Below are 17,247 nucleotides of genomic sequence, written 5' to 3' on the forward strand. Positions count from 1 at the left end.
GCGAACAACCGCGCCCCATATTCAGCTCCCGACCTGATATAAACCAACGTCGCTGACCTTCACCCCATGACCGCCCCCATCACAGCACCGCTCGGGAGACCATGGCATGGCTGCGTTTGAAACAGGCTGTCCAACCCCAGTCATTTCATGCGGTTGCCAGCGGTTTCCTTTTTTGAAAGCCCCCTTCACCCGCCCCCTTTTCACAACCTTGGAGTGAACTCGGGATTCCTTCTTGCACCCCATGAAACTGAAAGTAAATTACGTAATAAATTACATTACCGCTTTACTCCCCCCTGACGATGCGAGGCGCTGCCCTCGTTTTAAGCATCAAGCATATTCATCTGCATAGAGCAATAACTCACTTTTATTTAATCGTTTAAAAACAATAGTTTATATAAAGATGCAAAACGGATGTTTTAAAAAATCTATTGACGCTCAGGGACTTTTCTCGCACCGTGACTAGCGACACGAGCAGCCTCTTTGCAGGGCTCAACAAGAACAGGGAACGACTAAAGTCGTAGTGAATTTGTTCGAAATGTAAGATTCAAGGAGTGTATCCATGTCGGCACCCGCCCAGACCCACTGCAGTCAGCGCCTGGCCATCACGGGCCAGATGCGTCCCGAGTACGCACAGATCCTCACCCCGGAAGCCGTGCAGCTGGTCGCCGAGCTGGTGGAGCGCTTCGCTCCCCAGCGTGATGAGCTGCTGGGCCAGCGCGTGGCCCGCGCCGCCCGTATCGACGGTGGCGAGCTGCCCGATTTTCTGCCCGAAACCGCCCACATTCGTGCCGGTGACTGGACCATCCGCGGCATTCCCGCCGATCTGCAAGATCGCCGCGTCGAGATCACCGGCCCGGTCGAACGCAAGATGGTCATCAATGCCCTCAACGCCAACGTAAAAGTCTTCATGGCCGACTTCGAGGACTCCCTCGCCCCCGCCTGGGACAAGGTGATCGAGGGACAGATCAACCTGCGCGATGCGGTGAACGGCACGATTGCCTACACCAGCCCGGAGGGGAAAGAGTACCGTCTCAACCCCAACCCGGCGGTGCTCATCTGCCGGGTGCGCGGCCTGCACCTGCCGGAAAAGCACGTCACCTTCGATGGCAAGCCCATCCCGGGAGGCCTGCTCGACTTCGCCCTCTATTTCCTGCACAACCACAAGGCGCTGCTGGCCAAGGGCTCCGGCCCCTACTTCTACGTGCCCAAGCTGCAAAGCCATCTGGAAGGGCGTTGGTGGAGCGAGGTGTTCGCCTGGACCGAGGACCGCTTCGCCCTGCCCCGCGGCACCATCAAGGCCACCGTGCTGATCGAAACCCTGCCGGCGGTGTTTGAAATGGATGAGCTGCTCTACCAGATGAAGGATCACATCGTGGCGCTGAACTGCGGCCGCTGGGACTACATCTTCAGCTACATCAAGACGCTCAAGAACCACCCGGATCGCGTCCTGCCTGATCGCCAAGTGGTCACCATGGACAAGCCGTTCCTGAGCGCTTACTCACGGCTGCTGATCAAGACCTGCCACCAGCGCGGTGCGCTGGCGATGGGCGGCATGGCGGCCTTTATCCCGGCCAAGGATCCGACGGTCAACGAGCAGGTGTTTGCCAAGGTCAAGGCGGATAAGGAGCGGGAAGCGAGCAATGGCCACGACGGCACCTGGGTGGCCCACCCTGGCCTGGCCGACACCGCCATGGCGGTGTTCAATGCCGCCATTCCGGCCGGCGCCAAGAACCAGATTGGCGTACTGCGCGAGCAAGATGCCCCCATCACCGCCGCCGATCTGCTGGCCCCCTGCGAGGGGGAGCGCACCGAGGCCGGCATGCGCACCAACATCCGGGTCGCCCTGCAATACCTGGAGGCCTGGATCGGCGGTAACGGTTGTGTGCCCATCTACGGCCTGATGGAAGATGCCGCCACCGCCGAGATCTCCCGCACCTCCATCTGGCAGTGGATCCGCCATGGCAAGCCCCTGTCAAACGGCCAGGTGGTCACCAAGGCGCTGTTTCGCCAGATGCTGGCCGAGGAGCAGGAGGTGGTGAAGGAAGAAGTGGGTGAGGCCCGCTGGCAGGCAGGGCGCTTTGCCGAGGCGGCGCGTCTGATGGACGAGATCACCTGCGCCGACACCCTCGTCGATTTTCTGACGCTGCCCGGTTACGAGCGGCTGTGAAATCCGGGCCGGCAACGGCCCCATAACAAGTCAAACGGAACGTGAAATCCATGAGAGAGGGAACTGATATGGCTCTGACCCGTGAACAGCAGATCCAGGCGATTGAGAAAGAGTGGGCGGAAAATCCCCGCTGGAAAGGGATCAAACGCGGCTACAGTGCCGAGGATGTGGTAAACCTGCGCGGCAGCCTCCAGCCGGTGTATACCCTGGCCCAGCGCGGTGCCGACAAGCTGTGGGATCTCATCCACGGCGATGCCAAGAAAGGTTACGTCAACTGCCTCGGCGCCCTGACCGGCGGCCAGGCGGTGCAGCAGGCCAAGGCCGGTATTGAGGCCATCTACCTCTCCGGCTGGCAGGTGGCGGCGGACAACAACTTGTCCTCCACCATGTATCCGGATCAGTCCCTCTACCCGGCCAACTCGGTGCCGTCGGTGGTGGAGCGCATCAACAACTCGTTCGCCCGCGCCGACCAAATTCAGTGGGCCAACAAGGTGGGCCCGCAGGATGAGGGCTTCATCGACTACTTCCTGCCGATCGTGGCCGATGCCGAAGCCGGTTTCGGCGGCGTGCTGAACGCCTTCGAGCTGATGAAGGGGATGATTGAGGCGGGCGCTGCCGGCGTCCACTTCGAAGATCAGCTGGCGTCGGTCAAGAAGTGCGGCCACATGGGCGGTAAGGTGCTGGTGCCGACCCAGGAGGCAGTGCAAAAGCTCATCGCCGCCCGTCTGGCCGCCGACGTCTGCGGCACCACCACCTTGGTGATCGCCCGTACCGACGCCAACGCCGCCGATCTGCTGACCACGAATGCAGACCCCTATGATGCGGACTTCCTGACCGGGGAGCGCACCGCCGAGGGCTTTTACAAGGTGCGTGCCGGCATCGATCAGGCGATTGCCCGCGGTCTGGCCTACGCCCCCTACGCCGACATGGTGTGGTGCGAAACCGCCAAGCCCGATCTGGACGAGGCGCGCAAGTTTGCCGAAGCCATCAAGGCCAAGTTCCCGGATCGCATCCTGGCCTACAACTGCTCCCCGAGCTTTAACTGGAAGAAGAATCTGGACGACGCCACCATCGCCCGCTTCCAGCAGGAGCTCTCCGACATGGGCTACAAGTACCAGTTCATCACCCTGGCGGGCATTCACAACATGTGGTTCCACATGTATGAGCTGGCTTACCAGTACGCCCGTGGCGAGGGGATGAAGCACTACGTCGAGATGGTGCAGGAGCCGGAGTTTGCCGCCGCTAAGCGGGGCTACACCTTCGTGGCGCACCAGCAGGAGGTCGGCACCGGTTACTTTGACAAGGTGACCACCGTCATCCAGGGCGGCCAATCCTCAGTGACCGCGCTGACCGGCTCGACCGAAGAAGATCAGTTCCACTGATCGCGGTGTGAGCGCAATAAAAAACCCCGGCCTGGTGCCGGGGTTTGTTTTTGCCGCGCTTGGGGTTGAGCAAGAAAGCCTTGCCGCTAGAGCTCGAGCGTCTCTTTCACAAAGGGAATGGTGAGCTTGCGCTTGGCCCGGAACGAGGCGTTATCGAGCTGGTTGAGGGTGGCCAAGAGGGTGCGCATGTCGCGCGAGAGGCGGTTGAGCAGGAAGCGGCCCACGTCGATGGGGAGCTTGAAGCCGCGCAGCTCGGCGCGCAGTTGCAGGGCGCTGAGCTTGCCCTCGTCATCGAGCTCGTCCAGATGAAAGTTGATCCCCCAGTCGAGGCGGGAGGCGAGATCCGGCAGTTGCAGGCCCAGCTTGCGTGGCGCACTGCTGCTCGTCACCACCAGCGAGCCAGGCTGCCCCTTCTCACGCCAGCGATTGTAAAAGTCGAACAGCGCCCGCTCCCACTGGGCATTGCCGGCGATCGCCTCGAGGTTGTCGAGACAAACCAGCGGCAGGCTCTCCAAGGACTCCAGCATGCTGGGGTCGAGCGTGTCGAACTGATCGAGAGGAAGATAGGCGGCGGCCGCGTCGCGGGCGTTGACCTCGGCACAGGTGGCGTGCAGCAGGTGAGAACGGCCGGTCCCCTTGGGGCCCCAGAAATAGATAAAGGGGGAGCCCTGACCGATGGCCGCGTTCTTCAGGGCCGTGATCAGGTGGGCATTGTGACCGGGATAGAAACTGACGAAGGTTTCGTCATCCGGAAGTTGTACGGCAAGAGATAGCTGGGCCGGTTGTTTCACTCTGCGTGCTTTGTCGATGAGACTTGGCCGCCAGTGTATCATCCTGGCGGCCCGGAGAGAACCGCCCGGCGGTCATGGTGATGCTCAGTTCGGCTGCCAGCGGTAGTGCAATCCCTCGGGTTTGCTCTCCAGTTCGCTCAGACGCGACTCGAGTGAGAGCCCCTTGCCAAGCTGCTCGGCCGAGCCGAAGAAATCGACCCGCAGCACCACACTCTCCCCTTCGATGCTGGCCACCTCAACCGCCGCCACGTTGGCCACGCCGCGCAGCAGCGACTGCACCTTGGCCATGTCGCCCAGATCGCCGAGTCCATCGACCTGTAGCGGGATCGATTGCCGCTCGCCGCCCACCTTGACGCCGTAATGCGCCACCAGCCAGCGCGCCAGTTCGCTGGTGAGCTGCTCGCTCACCTCGGCCTGACCGCCACTAAAGGTGCCCTTGTTCAGCTCGCTCTGCTGACCATCGCGGCTACCGTAGAGGTTCCACTCCAGAGTCCAGGTCTCATCCTGCGCCGTCAGGCGACCCAGCAGCACCATCTCGGCGCCGTAGCGGGCACTGGCACGCGCCACCGGCTCGATAAAGCGCCCCAACACGTCGGTGACGCTGACCGCACTGTTGTCATCGAGATCCATGATCGGCAGCACCAGCGGCAGCGCCAACGGCCCACTGCTCTCCTTGAGCTCCTGGGCCCAGCCATCTTGGGACTGATCCCCGACCATGCGACGCTGGCTGTCGTCGATCACCAGCCAGACGGCGATCTGTGGCCGCGAGCTGCCGAGAATCGCCAGCTGGCTGCGGGTCGCGAGCTGGTTCACCCGGCTCGGGTCAAACTCCACCCGCATTTGTTTCTCGGCCCCCTCCCCCTGGTACTCATAGCGGCGCACATAGTCGCTCACCTTACCGATGGCCCCCTGGATCTCGGGCTTAGCCAGCAGTTCCCGCTGACCGGTCAGCTTGGTCAGCACCTGTCCCAGCGCCTGGGTCTGCAAAGCCTCCGGCGCTCCCGTCGCGGGGGCCCTGCCCTGATAGAGATCGGCGATCTGAACGGCACTGGCAGCCGTGGAAAGCACGCTGAGCAGCAAGGCGGCAAGGGGAATGTGTCGCATAGGAGAGGTCTCGATTCAGGCCATGAGGAGAGGCCATGGTAGCGGCAAGCCCGCGTGAGCGGCAAGGCAGAGGCGCTCATCGTGCCCAGAAAACGAGAAGCCGGCACAGGGCCGGCTTCTTTTGAAACAAGGTTTGGCTTATTTGGTGCCGAAGATCTTGTCGCCGGCATCACCGAGGCCAGGCACGATGTAGCCCTTCTCGTTGAGCCCCTGATCGATGGCGGCGCAGTAAAGCTCCACATCCGGGTGAACCGCTTCGAGGGCCTTGATCCCCTCCGGAGCCGCGACCAGTACCAGCACCTTGATGGACTGGCAGCCCTTCTTCTTGAGCAGATCGATGGTGGCGATCATCGAGCCACCGGTGGCCAGCATGGGGTCGATGACCAGGGCCAGACGCTCCTCGATGTTGCTGACGATCTTCTCGAAATAGGGCACCGGCTTGAGGGTCTCCTCATCGCGGTAGATCCCCACCACGCTGACGCGGGCGCTCGGCATGTGTTCGAGCACGCCATCCATCATGCCAAGACCGGCGCGCAGGATCGGCACGACCGTGACCTTCTTGCCCTTGATCTGGTCAATTTCCACTGGCCCGTTCCAGCCGTTGATGGTAACTTTCTCGGTTTCGAAATCGGCGGTTGCCTCGTAAGTGAGCAGGCTGCCCACTTCCTTGGCCAGTTCACGGAAGCGCTTGGTGCTGATGTCCCCTTCGCGCATCAGACCGAGTTTGTGTTTGATCAGGGGATGTTTGGCTTCAACGACTCTCATTATTATCTCCTCGAACTGCCGCGCAAAAAAATCGCGGAATAGTACCCTAAAACCCCGCGATTGTAGAGCAGTTTTGCGCAAAAATGCGCAAACGATTTCCTTCTTGTTTCCCGCCCGCGCTGGTAGAATACGCCCCGACTTTTACCCTCCACTATCACCACATGACGGGGAATACTCGTGACTGACAAAACCTCACTGAGCTACAAGGATGCAGGCGTGGACATCGATGCCGGCAATGCGCTGGTCGATCGCATCAAGGGCGTGGCCAAGCGCACACGTCGTCCGGAAGTCCTGGGTGGTCTCGGCGGCTTTGGTGCCTTGTGTCAAATTCCGGCCGGTTACAAGGAGCCGGTGCTGGTTTCCGGAACCGATGGGGTGGGCACCAAGCTGCGCCTGGCCATCGACCTGAAAAAGCACGACACCGTGGGTATCGATCTGGTGGCCATGTGTGTCAACGATCTGATCGTGCAGGGTGCAGAGCCCCTCTTCTTCCTCGACTACTACGCCACCGGCAAGCTGGACGTGGATACCGCGGCGGCCGTGGTCACCGGGATCGGCGCCGGCTGCGAGCAGTCTGGCTGTGCCCTGGTCGGTGGTGAAACCGCCGAGATGCCGGGCATGTACGAAGGGGAGGATTATGACATCGCCGGTTTCTGTGTCGGCGTCGTCGAAAAGAGCGACATCATCGACGGCAGCAAGGTCAAGGCCGGTGATGCCCTGATCGCCCTGGCCTCGAGCGGCCCGCACTCCAACGGCTTCTCCCTCATTCGCAAGATCCTGGAAGTCTCCAAGGCCGACGTACAGCAATCCCTGGGGAACACCACCCTGGCCAACGCCCTGCTCGAGCCGACCCGCATCTACGTCAAGCCGGTGCTCAAGCTGCTCAAGGAGTGCGAGATCCACGCGCTCTCCCACATCACTGGCGGCGGCTTCTGGGAGAACATCCCGCGCGTGCTGCCCGAGCAGACCCAGGCCATCGTCGACGAGCAGAGCTGGCAGTGGCCGGCGGTATTTAGCTGGCTGCAAGAGGCCGGCAACGTCACCCGCCACGAGATGTATCGCACCTTCAACTGTGGTGTCGGCATGATCATCGCCCTGCCCCAGAGCGAAGTGGAGAAGGCGCTGGCGCTGCTCAATGGCGAAGGCGAGCAGGCTTGGCTGATCGGCCACATCGCCGACCAACCCGCCGGTGAGGAGCAGGTCGTCATCCGATGAAACGCATCCTGGTGCTGATCTCCGGCAACGGCAGCAACCTGCAGGCCATCCTTGATGCCTGCCAGGAGGGGCGTGTCGCCGGCGAGGTGGTGGCCGTGGTGAGCAATAAGGGCGAGGCCTATGGCCTCACCCGTGCCCGCGCGGCGGGCTGCGCCACCGAGGTGCTGGAGGCCGCCGGCTTTGCCGACAGGGCCGCATATGACGCCGCCTTGGGCGATCTGGTCGAGGGCTACCGCCCCGATCTTATCGTGATGGCGGGTTTCATGCGCATCCTCTCCCCTGCCTTCATCGCCCGTTTCCACGGTCGCATGCTCAACATCCACCCCTCCCTGCTGCCCAAGTTCCAAGGGCTGCACACCCACCGCCGCGCCATCGAGGCCGGTGAGTCCGAGCACGGCGCCAGCGTCCACTTCGTCACCGAAGAGCTCGACGGTGGGCCTGTGGTGCTGCAAGCCCGCGTCCCCATCTTCGAGGGGGACACGGAAGCGGAGGTGGCTGCCCGGGTGCAGGTGCAGGAGCACGCCATCTACCCGCTGGTGGTGAGCTGGTTCTGCATGGGTCGCCTGGTGATGATGCAAGACAAGGCGCTGATGGACGGCGAGCCGCTCGGTCCGGCCGGCTATGCCGACGAATAGCGACTTGCGTCGATGACATAAAGAAGGGAGGCCGTGGCCTCCCTTCTTACGTTTTCATCCCTAACCACTCATTCCCACCTAAGCCACGCCGCCGGCGATCCGCTCACCGAGGCGAAACAGCATATGCTCACCGGGCTGCATCGCCTGCCACTCTTCGTTGCCGGTCAGCGGCCGGGTGGCGATCACCGTCACCACGTCGTTGGCCGTCGTCTCGCGCTGGAAGTCGATGGAGACCTCGTCATCGAGCAAGGTGGCCTCACCAAACGGGGCACGCCGGGTCAACCAGTGCAGGTTGTTGGAGCAAAACGTCATCACGTACTCCCCGTCCGAGAGCAGCATGTTGAACACCCCGAGCCCGCGCAGCTGCTGGCACAACCCCGCCAAATAGCGAAACATGGCCGGCCAGTTGGTCGGTTGGCGCCGGTATTTTTGCTCAAGCTGATCGAGCAGCCAGCAGAAGGCGTGCTCGCTGTCGGTCTGCCCGACCGGGCGGTGGCGACCGGTCGGGAGCTTCTTCCAGCCGGTCAGCTGACCGTTGTGGGCAAAGGTCCAATAGCGTCCCCACAGCTCACGGGTGAAGGGGTGGGTGTTTTCCAGCGAAACGGTGCCACGGTTGGCCTGCCGGATGTGGCTCACCACGGCGCGGCTCTTGATGGGATACTCCTGCACCAGCCGCGCGATGTGCGACTCGGCACTCGGCTGGGGATCTTTGAAGGTACGAAAACCGCGCCCCTCATAGAAGGTGATCCCCCACCCGTCGCGATGGGGGCCGGTCTTGCCCCCGCGCAGCATCAGGCCGGTAAAACTGAAGCAGATGTCGGTCGGAACATTGGCACTCATGCCAAGCAATTCACACATCGTCCTCTCCTGCCAGATGGGCCAATTACTTGGCCATCTCCTTCTCGACCAGCTGGATCAGAATGTGGATCACCTTGATGTGCACCTCCTGAATACGGTCGGCATAACCAAAGTGCGGCACCCGGATCTCGACGTCCGCCAGCCCCGCCATCTTGCCGCCATCCTTGCCGGTCAGGGCGATCACCTTCATGCCCTTGGCATGGGCCGCCTCGATGGCCTTGAGAATGTTGCCCGAGTTGCCGCTGGTGGAGATCCCGAGCAGCACGTCGCCACGGCGGCCGACCGCTTCCACATAACGGGAGAAGACATAGTCATAGCCAAAGTCGTTGGAGACGCAGGAGAGGTGGCTCGGATCGGAGATGGCAATGCCGGCGTAGCCGGGACGGTTCTCGCGATAGCGGCCGGTCAGCTCCTCGGCGAAATGCATGGCATCGCAGTGGGAGCCACCATTACCGCACGAGAGCACCTTACCCTCTTGCTTGAAGGAGGCAGCCAGCAACTTGGCGGCGGCCTCAATGTTCTGGATGTTCTGCTCGTCGGAGAGAAATTTCTGCAGCACGTCTGCGGCTTCGGTCAGTTCACTGCGGATCAGCTCTTGGTACATGGGTTGCTCTCTTCTTGTTTTCAGCCATCGGGCAAAGACGGGGCATTGTCGCACAAGCGTGCCGTGCGCGTCGCCCCTCGCACCGACGATTGCCCCCATCGCTGCCTGCCAGATCACATTCGGCGCGACCACAAATGTAAACAACTTGATAACCGGATACGTATCGTTTACAACGGTGCCATGACCAACAGGTCAGACCTCTGGATGAGTCGTTGACTCGTAACCCTAGCCTGCAAGGAGCACACAATGACCACGACCCTTACCCTGCTCTGGGTCCTGCTTGTCGCCGGATACGTGATATACCAGCGCGTCCCTCTCTTGATGTCCACCCTGATGCTGTTTGGCGCCATGCTGATCGGCGCCCTGTTCGGCCACCTGCCCTGGCCGCTCTGGCTGCTGTTTGCCGCCGTCGCGCTGCCGCTCAACCTGATCGAGCTGCGCCGCCACTACCTCTCGCGCCCTCTCTTCAAGCTCTATAAATCGATCATGCCGGAGATGTCGCGCACCGAGAAAGAGGCCATCGAAGCGGGGACCACCTGGTGGGAGGCCGAGCTGTTCGCCGGCAACCCGAACTGGAAGAAGCTGCACTCGGTGCCGGTCAATACCCTGACCGCCGAGGAGCAGGCCTTCCTCGACGGCCCGGTCGAGACCGTGTGCCGCATGGTCGACGACTGGGAAGTGACCCACCAGCGCGCGGATCTCTCCCCCGAGGTGTGGCAGTACCTCAAAGACAACAAGTTCTTCGCCATGATCATCAAGAAGCAGTACGGGGGTCTGGAGTTCTCGGCCTACGCCCAGTCCTGCGTGCTGCAAAAGCTGTGCGGCGCCAGCGCCGTGCTCGCCTCCACCGTCGGGGTGCCCAACTCCCTCGGCCCGGGCGAGCTGCTGCAACACTACGGCACCGAGGCGCAAAAGGATCACTACCTGCCGCGCCTGGCCCTTGGCAAGGAGATCCCCTGTTTCGCCCTCACCAGCCCGGAGGCGGGCTCGGATGCCGGCGCCATCCCCGACATCGGCGTGGTCTGCAAGGGGGAGTGGGAAGGCAAGGAAGTGCTCGGCATGCGCCTGACCTGGAACAAGCGCTACATCACGCTGGCCCCCATCGCCACCGTGCTGGGGCTGGCCTTCAAACTGCGCGACCCGGATCACCTGCTCGGTGACGAGGAGGAGCTCGGCATCACCTGCGCCCTCATCCCGACCCACATCAAGGGGGTTGAGATCGGCCGCCGCCACTTCCCGCTCAACGTGCCGTTCCAAAACGGCCCGACCCGCGGCAAGGAGGTGTTCGTCCCGCTCGATTTCATCATCGGTGGCCCGGCCATGGCTGGTCAGGGCTGGCGCATGCTGGTCGAGTGCCTGTCGGTCGGACGCGGCATCACCCTGCCCTCCAACAGCACAGGCGGCGTCAAGATGCTGGCCCTGGCCACCGGCGCCTACAGCCGGATCCGTCGCCAGTTCAAACTGCCTATCGGTAAGATGGAGGGGATCGAGGAGCCACTCGCCCGCATCGGCGGCAACGCCTACATCATGGGGGCCGCCGCCGATCTGACCGTGGCCGGCATCGATCTCGGCGAGAAGCCGTCGGTCATCTCCGCCATCGTCAAGTACCACCTCACCGACCGGGCCCAGAAGTGCGTCATCGATGCCATGGACATCCACGGCGGCAAGGCCATCTGCATGGGGCCGAACAACTACCTGGCGCGCGCCTACCAGGGCTCCCCCATCGCCATCACGGTGGAAGGGGCCAACATCCTGACCCGTAGCATGATCATCTACGGCCAGGGGGCGATCCGCTGCCACCCGTACGTGCTGGCCGAAATGCTGGCCGCCGGCCACCCGGATGCCGAGCAGGGGCTCAAAGACTTCGACCAGGCCCTGTTCCGTCACGTCGGCTTTGCCATCAGCAACAAGTTGCGCAGCTTCTGGCTGGGGCTGACCGGCGCCCGCTTTGCCAAGGCCCCGTTCAAGGACGAGACCCGCCGCTACTACCAGCAGCTCAGCCGTCTGTCGGCCAACCTGGCCTTCCTCTCGGACGTGGCCATGGGCACGCTGGGTGGCGAACTCAAGCGCAAGGAGCGCATCTCGGCGCGCCTGGGTGACGTGTTGAGCCAGCTCTACCTGGCCTCGGCCGCCCTCAAGCGCTTCAACGACGAGGGGCGCTTGAAAGAGGATCTGCCGCTGCTGCACTGGTCGGTGCAAGATGCCCTCTACAAGGCCCAGCTGGCCATCGACGAGCTGCTGCGCAACTTCCCCAACCGCTGGCTGGGGCTGGCCCTGCGCCTGGTCGTGCTGCCGCTTGGCCGTGACATGCAAAAGCCTTGCGACAAGCTCGACAGCCAGGTCGCCCGCCTGCTGCAAAGCCCGAACGCCACCCGCAGCCGTCTGGCCCAGGGGCAGTACCTCACCCGCGAAGAGGGCAACCCCTTCGGCCTGCTCGAGCAAGCGCTCGACGACGTGCTCGCCGCCGAGCCGCTGTTTGACAAGGTGTGCAAGGCCGCAGGCGTGCGCCGCCCCTTCATGGCGCTGGATCAGGTGGCCGACGAGGGAGTGGCGGCCGGCGTGCTCACCCAGGCCGAAGCGGAGCAACTGCGCCGGGCCGAGCAAGGGCGACTTCGCACCATCAACGTCGATGACTTCGAGCCCTCGGCGCTGGCGGCGGATAAAACGCTCTATCAGAGTGCCAGCCTGCACCACGCCGCCTGATGTTGTGATATGGAACGCCTCCTTCGGGAGGCGTTGTTCATTGATGTACCAGCATTTTTTGCTTTTTTATATCCCTGCAAGTTTCCTAAGCTTGGGTAAACCGGTATTGTTACCAGAGAGGCCCAACAGGATTGGCATATGGATGACGACATCCTGATCATTGATGACGAGGCAACCCCCGCCGACGAACCCAGACGCTACTGGAAAGTGCTGATCGTCGACGATGAGCCCGAAGTGCACCGCGTCACCCGCGTCACCCTCTCCCAGTTCGAGTTCGACGGCAAGGGACTGGATCTGCTGCACGCCTACAGCGCCCGTGAGGCCATGAGCCTGATGGAGCAACAAGGTGACATCGCCCTGCTGCTGCTCGATGTAGTGATGGAGACCGACAACGCCGGTCTCGAGGTGGTGCGCTTCGTGCGCGAGACGCTGCAAAACAACATGGTGCGCATCGTGCTGCGCACCGGTCAGCCCGGTCAGGCGCCGGAAGACGATGTGGTCAGCAACTTCGACATCAACGACTACAAAGACAAGACCGAACTCACCTCGCAGAAGCTGCGGACCCTGCTGCGGGCCAGCCTGCGCTCCTATCGCGACATTCGAACCCTTGAGCGCAACCGGCGTGGCCTGCAGAAGGTGATCGAAGCCTCGCGCGGCATCTTCGAAAAACGCGCGCTGCGTACCTTCATCGAGGGGGCGCGCGAGCAGCTCAGTGCCCTGCTCAATCTGGAAGATTCGGTGCTCTACGATCTCAAGCAGAGCGCGTATGAGGTGCAGGATAACCAGTTGCAGACGCTCGATGCCTTACCCGATAGCGTCGATCTCGCCCTTGCCCCGCCCATTGTCCAGCAAGCCATGCAGGCACAAAGCAATATCTATGGCCAAAAGGAGCTGGTGCTCTACTGCAAGAACAGCCGTCACCACCTGCTGTTCCATGTCGAGGGAAACCAGCACCTGAGCGAGGTCGACACCGGCCTGCTCAGCCTGTTTACCGAAAACATCATAGTGGCGCTGGAGAACATCCGGCTCAACGAGGTGATCGCCGACAACCAGCGCGAGATCATCTACCGCATCGGCGAGCTGGTGGAGACCCGCTCCAAAGAGTCGGGCCTGCACGTCAAACGGGTGGCCCTCTACACCGAGCTGTTCTGCCAACTGCTCGGCATGGAAGAGGATCGCTGCGAACTCATCAAGCGCGCCTCCCCCCTGCATGACATCGGCAAGGTGGGCATTCCCGACTCCATCCTGCACAAGCCGGGCAAGCTCACCCCGGAGGAGTGGGAGATCATGAAGACCCACGCCCAGCTCGGTCAGGACATGCTCTCGGGCAGCCAGCTCGAGCTGTTCCAGATCGGCGCCACCATCGCCGGTTATCACCATGAGAAGTGGGACGGCTCCGGCTATCCGCGCGGCCTCGTCGGTGAGAGCATTCCCTTGGAAGGGCGCATCGTGGCACTCGCCGACGTGTTCGATGCCTTAGGATCGGATCGCTGCTACAAGAAGGCGTGGCCGCTCGACCAGGTGCTCGCCCTCATCAGCAAGGAGCGTGGCCACCATTTCGACCCGACCCTGGTCGATCTCATGATGGCGCACCTCGACGACTTCCTCGCCATTCGCGACCAATATCGCGACCACTACCTGGGCGACCATTGAGCGGCAAACGCAGCACCATGTAAAAAGGAGCCCTCGGGCTCCTTTCTGTTTTACTGCTCCATCTGGTTCAGATCGACCTCGGTAGCAGGGGCCTTGGCGGATGCCTTGCCCTCCTGCTGGGCCGCCAGGGCCCGGCGCAATGCCTTGCGTTTTTGCAACACCAGCATACCGGCCGCCGCCGCCAACGTAAGCAGTACCGCTACGCCCCCCGCCACCCATGGCCACCATGAGCTGGCCTCCGGCTCGGCAACGGGCGCCGGGGCCGGCAGGCTCTGGCTGACCACGGGCTCGGGAGGCGGTGGCGGCGGATAGATGTTGAAACTCTTCTCCGGCAGGGTAATGCGAACCTCTCGCCCGCTCACGCTGGTGCCATAAAGGGTGCCACTCACCCGGTACTGCCCCACCGCACTCGGCAGCGGCAGGGTCACCGTCATGGTCGCGTTGACGGCATTGCCGCGAAATGAAAGCGGGTGGCCTGTGCTGTCAGTGAGCACGCCGGCCAGCACCACGCTGGCAGGATCGAGCTCCTCTTTATCGATGATGAAGGTCAGCTTGGGAGGCTGCCCCTCACTCGGCGCCAACAACTCATAACGAAACGGCAGGGGATAGAGCAGGATCTCCTGATGACGAGCCCGGGTGAAGATCTCGTTGCCTGTGGTGATCACGGCGCGATATTTGCCGGGAGGAGCCAGCAACGTCGTCTCCGCCGTCAACACACCGTCATGCGGCACCTCGTCGAGCCCCTTGCCATCGTCGAGGTAGCGGCCGATCTCGATATCCTCAAGGGGCTCGCCATCGCTTCCCTGCCCCTCATGGAAACGCTGTAACCGCGCCGTCATCGCCAGGTTGTCCAGATAGGCGGGATCGCGGCTGATGGCCCCCTCGATCACCAGACGGCTGGTCAGCTTGACCACCTCGTTCTGGTAGAGGCGCAGGGGAATGGGATCATAGGCCAGCTGCACGTCGGTCAGCAGGCGGATCCGGTTGTCAGGATCGGTATCGCCAATCGCCTGCCAGGGGCCCGGCATGGGATCGCGAATGGTGATGAGATCGGCCCGGGGAGTGACCTGCCACCCCACCTGTCCGGCCGGATGGCGGATGCTGTAGAGCTTGCTGCCATCGGGCTGCACCAGCACTACGGGCGCCGAATCCGGCTTGCGGTGGATGATGAAGGTCACCTCCTTCACCCCATAGTCGATGCGAAAACGGTTGGCCAGCAAGGGCACATCCGCCGCGCCAACACTGTCTGCCGCCCCAACCGAGCCCGAGAGCAGCGCGGCCGCCCCCACCATCACTGGCACACAGTGCCGCAGCATTCCTTGCATGAGACTCTTCCTTATTGGCGCCACAGGCAGCTGCCGCCCTTCTTCTGTACCAGATCGAGACGCGCCTCGTGGGCGGTCAGTACCTCCCCCTCGGCACGCAGCACCTTGAGAGGGGGGCGATCGGCCGCCAGCCGGCGGATCCCCGTGTCCATAGAGGCATTGTTGGCCTCGGCACTCTCGGTGGCCAGATTCAACTTGGTCTGGCCACCGGTCATCATCAGATAGACGTCGGCCAGGATCTCCGCATCGAGCAAGGCCCCGTGCAGGGTACGGTGAGAGTTGTCGATACCGTAGCGATCGCACAACACATCCAAGTTGTTGCGCTTGCCAGGGAAGAGCTCGCGGGCCATCACCAGGGTATCGGTAACGGTGCAGATATCGGTCGTCTTGAGGGTCAGCCCTAGCTTGCTGAACTCGTAATCCATGAAGCCCACGTCAAAGGGGGCGTTGTGGGCGATGAGCTCGGCACCACGGATGTACTCGATGAAGTCATCGGCGATCTTGTCAAACGACGGCTTGTCGCGCAAAAACTCATCGGTAATGCCGTGAACCTGGATGGCTTCGGGATCCACCATCCGATCCGGCTTGATATAGACGTGGAAGTGGTTGCCGGTCAGCTTGCGGTTGATGACCTCAACGCAGCCGATTTCGATGATGCGGTGGTTCAGATAGTGAGGTCCGCCGCTCATATTCATACCCGTAGTTTCGGTATCGAGGATGATCTGGCGGCTGGCTTGGGGTGTGTTCATGGTGCAATCTGTGTCAAACTCTGATTTTTCCCAGTTTACCCCAATGTGCATGCTAAAACAGATTGATTTGTATACGGATGGTTCCTGCCTCGGCAACCCAGGTCCCGGTGGTTATGGTGCAGTCCTCATTTACGGCCAGCACCGCAAGGAGCTCGCCGGTGGATTTCGCCTCACCACCAACAACCGCATGGAGCTGATGGCCGCCATTGTCGGCTTGCGCACCCTAAGCGAGCCTTGCCAGGTCCGCCTGACGACCGACAGTCAATATGTACGCCAGGGGATCACCCAGTGGATCACCGGCTGGAAGCGCAAAGGGTGGCTCACCGCCAGCAAGGAGCCCGTGAAGAACGTGGATCTGTGGAAACAGCTCGATGCCGAGGTGGCACGTCATCAGGTCGAGTGGTTGTGGGTCAAGGGTCACTCGGGTCACCCGGAGAACGAGCGCTGCGATGAGCTGGCCCGTGATGCCGCCAGTGGCACGGCATTGATTGAAGACAGCGGCTATCGCCCCTGATCCTCAAACACCCTGGCCATGCCCGGCGTGGCCAACGAGCGGGGCAGCGCCCAGCGTTTTTGGATAGGCAGCAGGGGAGCCCGTCGCTTGCGGGCGGCGATGATATACGTCGAGGCCAGGTGGCGGCAGTAGTCATGTCCCAGGCTCTCGTACCACCAGCCACCACCGCCGCCCCATCCATAGCCGAAGCGTTCGTCAAACATCACCTCGAACCCCAGCAACTTCAGCCAGTCGATGATGCGCCGCGGCGTAAACATACGCCCCGACCAGGGCAGACGGCGTCGCAACCAGGGCATGGAACGTCCCATGCCGAGCAGGCTCAGGGGATTACTGCCGCTGATAATGACCCAGCCATCATCGGTCAGCACCCGCTCCACTTCGCGCAGCACCTGATGCGGATCGCGACTGAAATCCAGAGTGTGCGCCAGCAGGCAGGCATCGACACTGCCGCAGCGGATCGGCAGGGCATCCAGATCGGCCCGCACTGTCGCAAGGCGCCCCTCCGGCGCCACCACCAACTGGTGGCGGATGGTCGACATGGTGCAGGAGAGCTCCCCGCTTAACGCTCCAAGCTTGAGCAGGTGATAACCGAACAGGTGCGGACACCAGACATCGAGACGATGTTGCAGCTCGCCGGCGATCCAGTCTCCCATTGGCAACTCGTGCCAGCTGGCTGGACTCCTGATTTGAGGTTCGCTGCGACGCAACGGCATAATGGGCATACTTCCGCAGAGGAGCTTTCCTCCTTTATATAAGATACCCAGCCCAAAGAGAAGCCAACC

The 17,247-nt window shown here is 62.3% G+C and carries 15 protein-coding genes; 7 read left to right on the top strand and 8 right to left on the bottom strand.

Annotated elements, in window-relative coordinates:
- The first annotated feature begins 559 nt into the window (after positions 1-559).
- Both aceB and aceA read left to right on the top strand, forming a co-directional pair.
- Entirely contained in the window at positions 560-2,167 is a 1,608-nt protein-coding gene (gene aceB, locus FE240_RS10160; RefSeq protein WP_193000689.1) for a malate synthase A, read from the top strand.
- A 68-nt stretch (positions 2,168-2,235) separates the two neighbouring features.
- Positions 2,236-3,549, top strand: a complete 1,314-nt coding sequence (gene aceA / locus FE240_RS10165; RefSeq protein ID WP_193000691.1) for an isocitrate lyase — start codon at positions 2,236-2,238, stop codon at positions 3,547-3,549.
- A gap of 86 nt (positions 3,550-3,635) precedes the next feature.
- Here the strand turns inward: aceA and hda are convergent, their stop codons facing one another.
- The 3 genes from hda to upp all read right to left on the bottom strand — a co-directional run bounded on the left by hda (position 3,636) and on the right by upp (position 6,209).
- Positions 3,636-4,340 carry a DnaA inactivator Hda gene (gene hda, locus FE240_RS10170; protein WP_084214660.1) on the bottom strand — a complete coding sequence of 235 codons (705 nt, stop codon included), beginning with the start codon at positions 4,338-4,340 and terminating at the stop codon, positions 3,636-3,638.
- 84 nt (positions 4,341-4,424) lie between these two features.
- Positions 4,425-5,444, bottom strand: coding sequence for a DUF2066 domain-containing protein (locus tag FE240_RS10175; RefSeq protein ID WP_193000692.1), 1,020 nt, complete (start codon positions 5,442-5,444; stop codon positions 4,425-4,427).
- A gap of 138 nt (positions 5,445-5,582) precedes the next feature.
- The gene (gene upp / locus FE240_RS10180) at positions 5,583-6,209 is read right to left on the bottom strand and encodes a uracil phosphoribosyltransferase (protein WP_042044743.1); all 627 of its coding nucleotides are present in this window, start codon (positions 6,207-6,209) and stop codon (positions 5,583-5,585) included.
- Between the two features lie 177 nt (positions 6,210-6,386).
- Between upp and purM the strand changes: the two genes are divergently transcribed.
- Both purM and purN read left to right on the top strand, forming a co-directional pair.
- A complete protein-coding gene (gene purM / locus FE240_RS10185) occupies positions 6,387-7,424 on the top strand; it encodes a phosphoribosylformylglycinamidine cyclo-ligase (RefSeq protein ID WP_042044742.1) in 1,038 nt (345 codons plus the stop codon).
- Entirely contained in the window at positions 7,421-8,059 is a 639-nt protein-coding gene (gene purN / locus FE240_RS10190) for a phosphoribosylglycinamide formyltransferase (RefSeq protein ID WP_193000694.1), read from the top strand. The genes purM and purN overlap by 4 nt, the downstream gene beginning before the upstream one ends.
- A gap of 78 nt (positions 8,060-8,137) precedes the next feature.
- Here the strand turns inward: purN and FE240_RS10195 are convergent, their stop codons facing one another.
- Together FE240_RS10195 and lpcA are read right to left on the bottom strand one after the other, a co-directional pair.
- Positions 8,138-8,917 carry a class II glutamine amidotransferase gene (locus FE240_RS10195; protein ID WP_042044740.1) on the bottom strand — a complete coding sequence of 260 codons (780 nt, stop codon included), beginning with the start codon at positions 8,915-8,917 and terminating at the stop codon, positions 8,138-8,140.
- A 25-nt stretch (positions 8,918-8,942) separates the two neighbouring features.
- Positions 8,943-9,521, bottom strand: coding sequence for a D-sedoheptulose 7-phosphate isomerase (lpcA, locus tag FE240_RS10200; protein ID WP_042044739.1), 579 nt, complete (start codon positions 9,519-9,521; stop codon positions 8,943-8,945).
- 246 nt (positions 9,522-9,767) lie between these two features.
- Here lpcA and fadE point away from each other — a divergent pair, with 246 nt between their 5' ends.
- Together fadE and FE240_RS10210 are read left to right on the top strand one after the other, a co-directional pair.
- Complete coding sequence (fadE, locus tag FE240_RS10205) at positions 9,768-12,224, top strand: acyl-CoA dehydrogenase FadE (protein WP_193000696.1); 2,457 nt, start codon at positions 9,768-9,770, stop codon at positions 12,222-12,224.
- 138 nt (positions 12,225-12,362) lie between these two features.
- Positions 12,363-13,877 carry an HD domain-containing phosphohydrolase gene (locus FE240_RS10210; protein WP_042044736.1) on the top strand — a complete coding sequence of 505 codons (1,515 nt, stop codon included), beginning with the start codon at positions 12,363-12,365 and terminating at the stop codon, positions 13,875-13,877.
- Between the two features lie 50 nt (positions 13,878-13,927).
- Here the strand turns inward: FE240_RS10210 and FE240_RS10215 are convergent, their stop codons facing one another.
- Together FE240_RS10215 and dnaQ are read right to left on the bottom strand one after the other, a co-directional pair.
- Positions 13,928-15,202, bottom strand: coding sequence for a TIGR03503 family protein (locus FE240_RS10215; protein ID WP_226798785.1), 1,275 nt, complete (start codon positions 15,200-15,202; stop codon positions 13,928-13,930).
- A gap of 11 nt (positions 15,203-15,213) precedes the next feature.
- On the bottom strand, positions 15,214-15,951 hold the full coding sequence (gene dnaQ / locus FE240_RS10220) for a DNA polymerase III subunit epsilon (protein ID WP_193000698.1): 738 nt from the start codon (positions 15,949-15,951) through the stop codon (positions 15,214-15,216).
- A gap of 49 nt (positions 15,952-16,000) precedes the next feature.
- Between dnaQ and rnhA the strand changes: the two genes are divergently transcribed.
- Positions 16,001-16,465 (top strand): ribonuclease HI, encoded by a 465-nt coding sequence (gene rnhA, locus FE240_RS10225; protein ID WP_193000700.1) that lies wholly within the window; start codon positions 16,001-16,003, stop codon positions 16,463-16,465.
- Here rnhA and FE240_RS10230 read toward each other — a convergent pair.
- The gene (locus FE240_RS10230; RefSeq protein ID WP_193004521.1) at positions 16,453-17,178 is read right to left on the bottom strand and encodes a class I SAM-dependent methyltransferase; all 726 of its coding nucleotides are present in this window, start codon (positions 17,176-17,178) and stop codon (positions 16,453-16,455) included. The genes rnhA and FE240_RS10230 overlap by 13 nt on opposite strands.
- Positions 17,179-17,247: the final 69 nt, after the last annotated feature.

Source organism: Aeromonas simiae, from assembly GCF_014892695.1.
Classification (GTDB): domain Bacteria; phylum Pseudomonadota; class Gammaproteobacteria; order Enterobacterales; family Aeromonadaceae; genus Aeromonas; species Aeromonas simiae.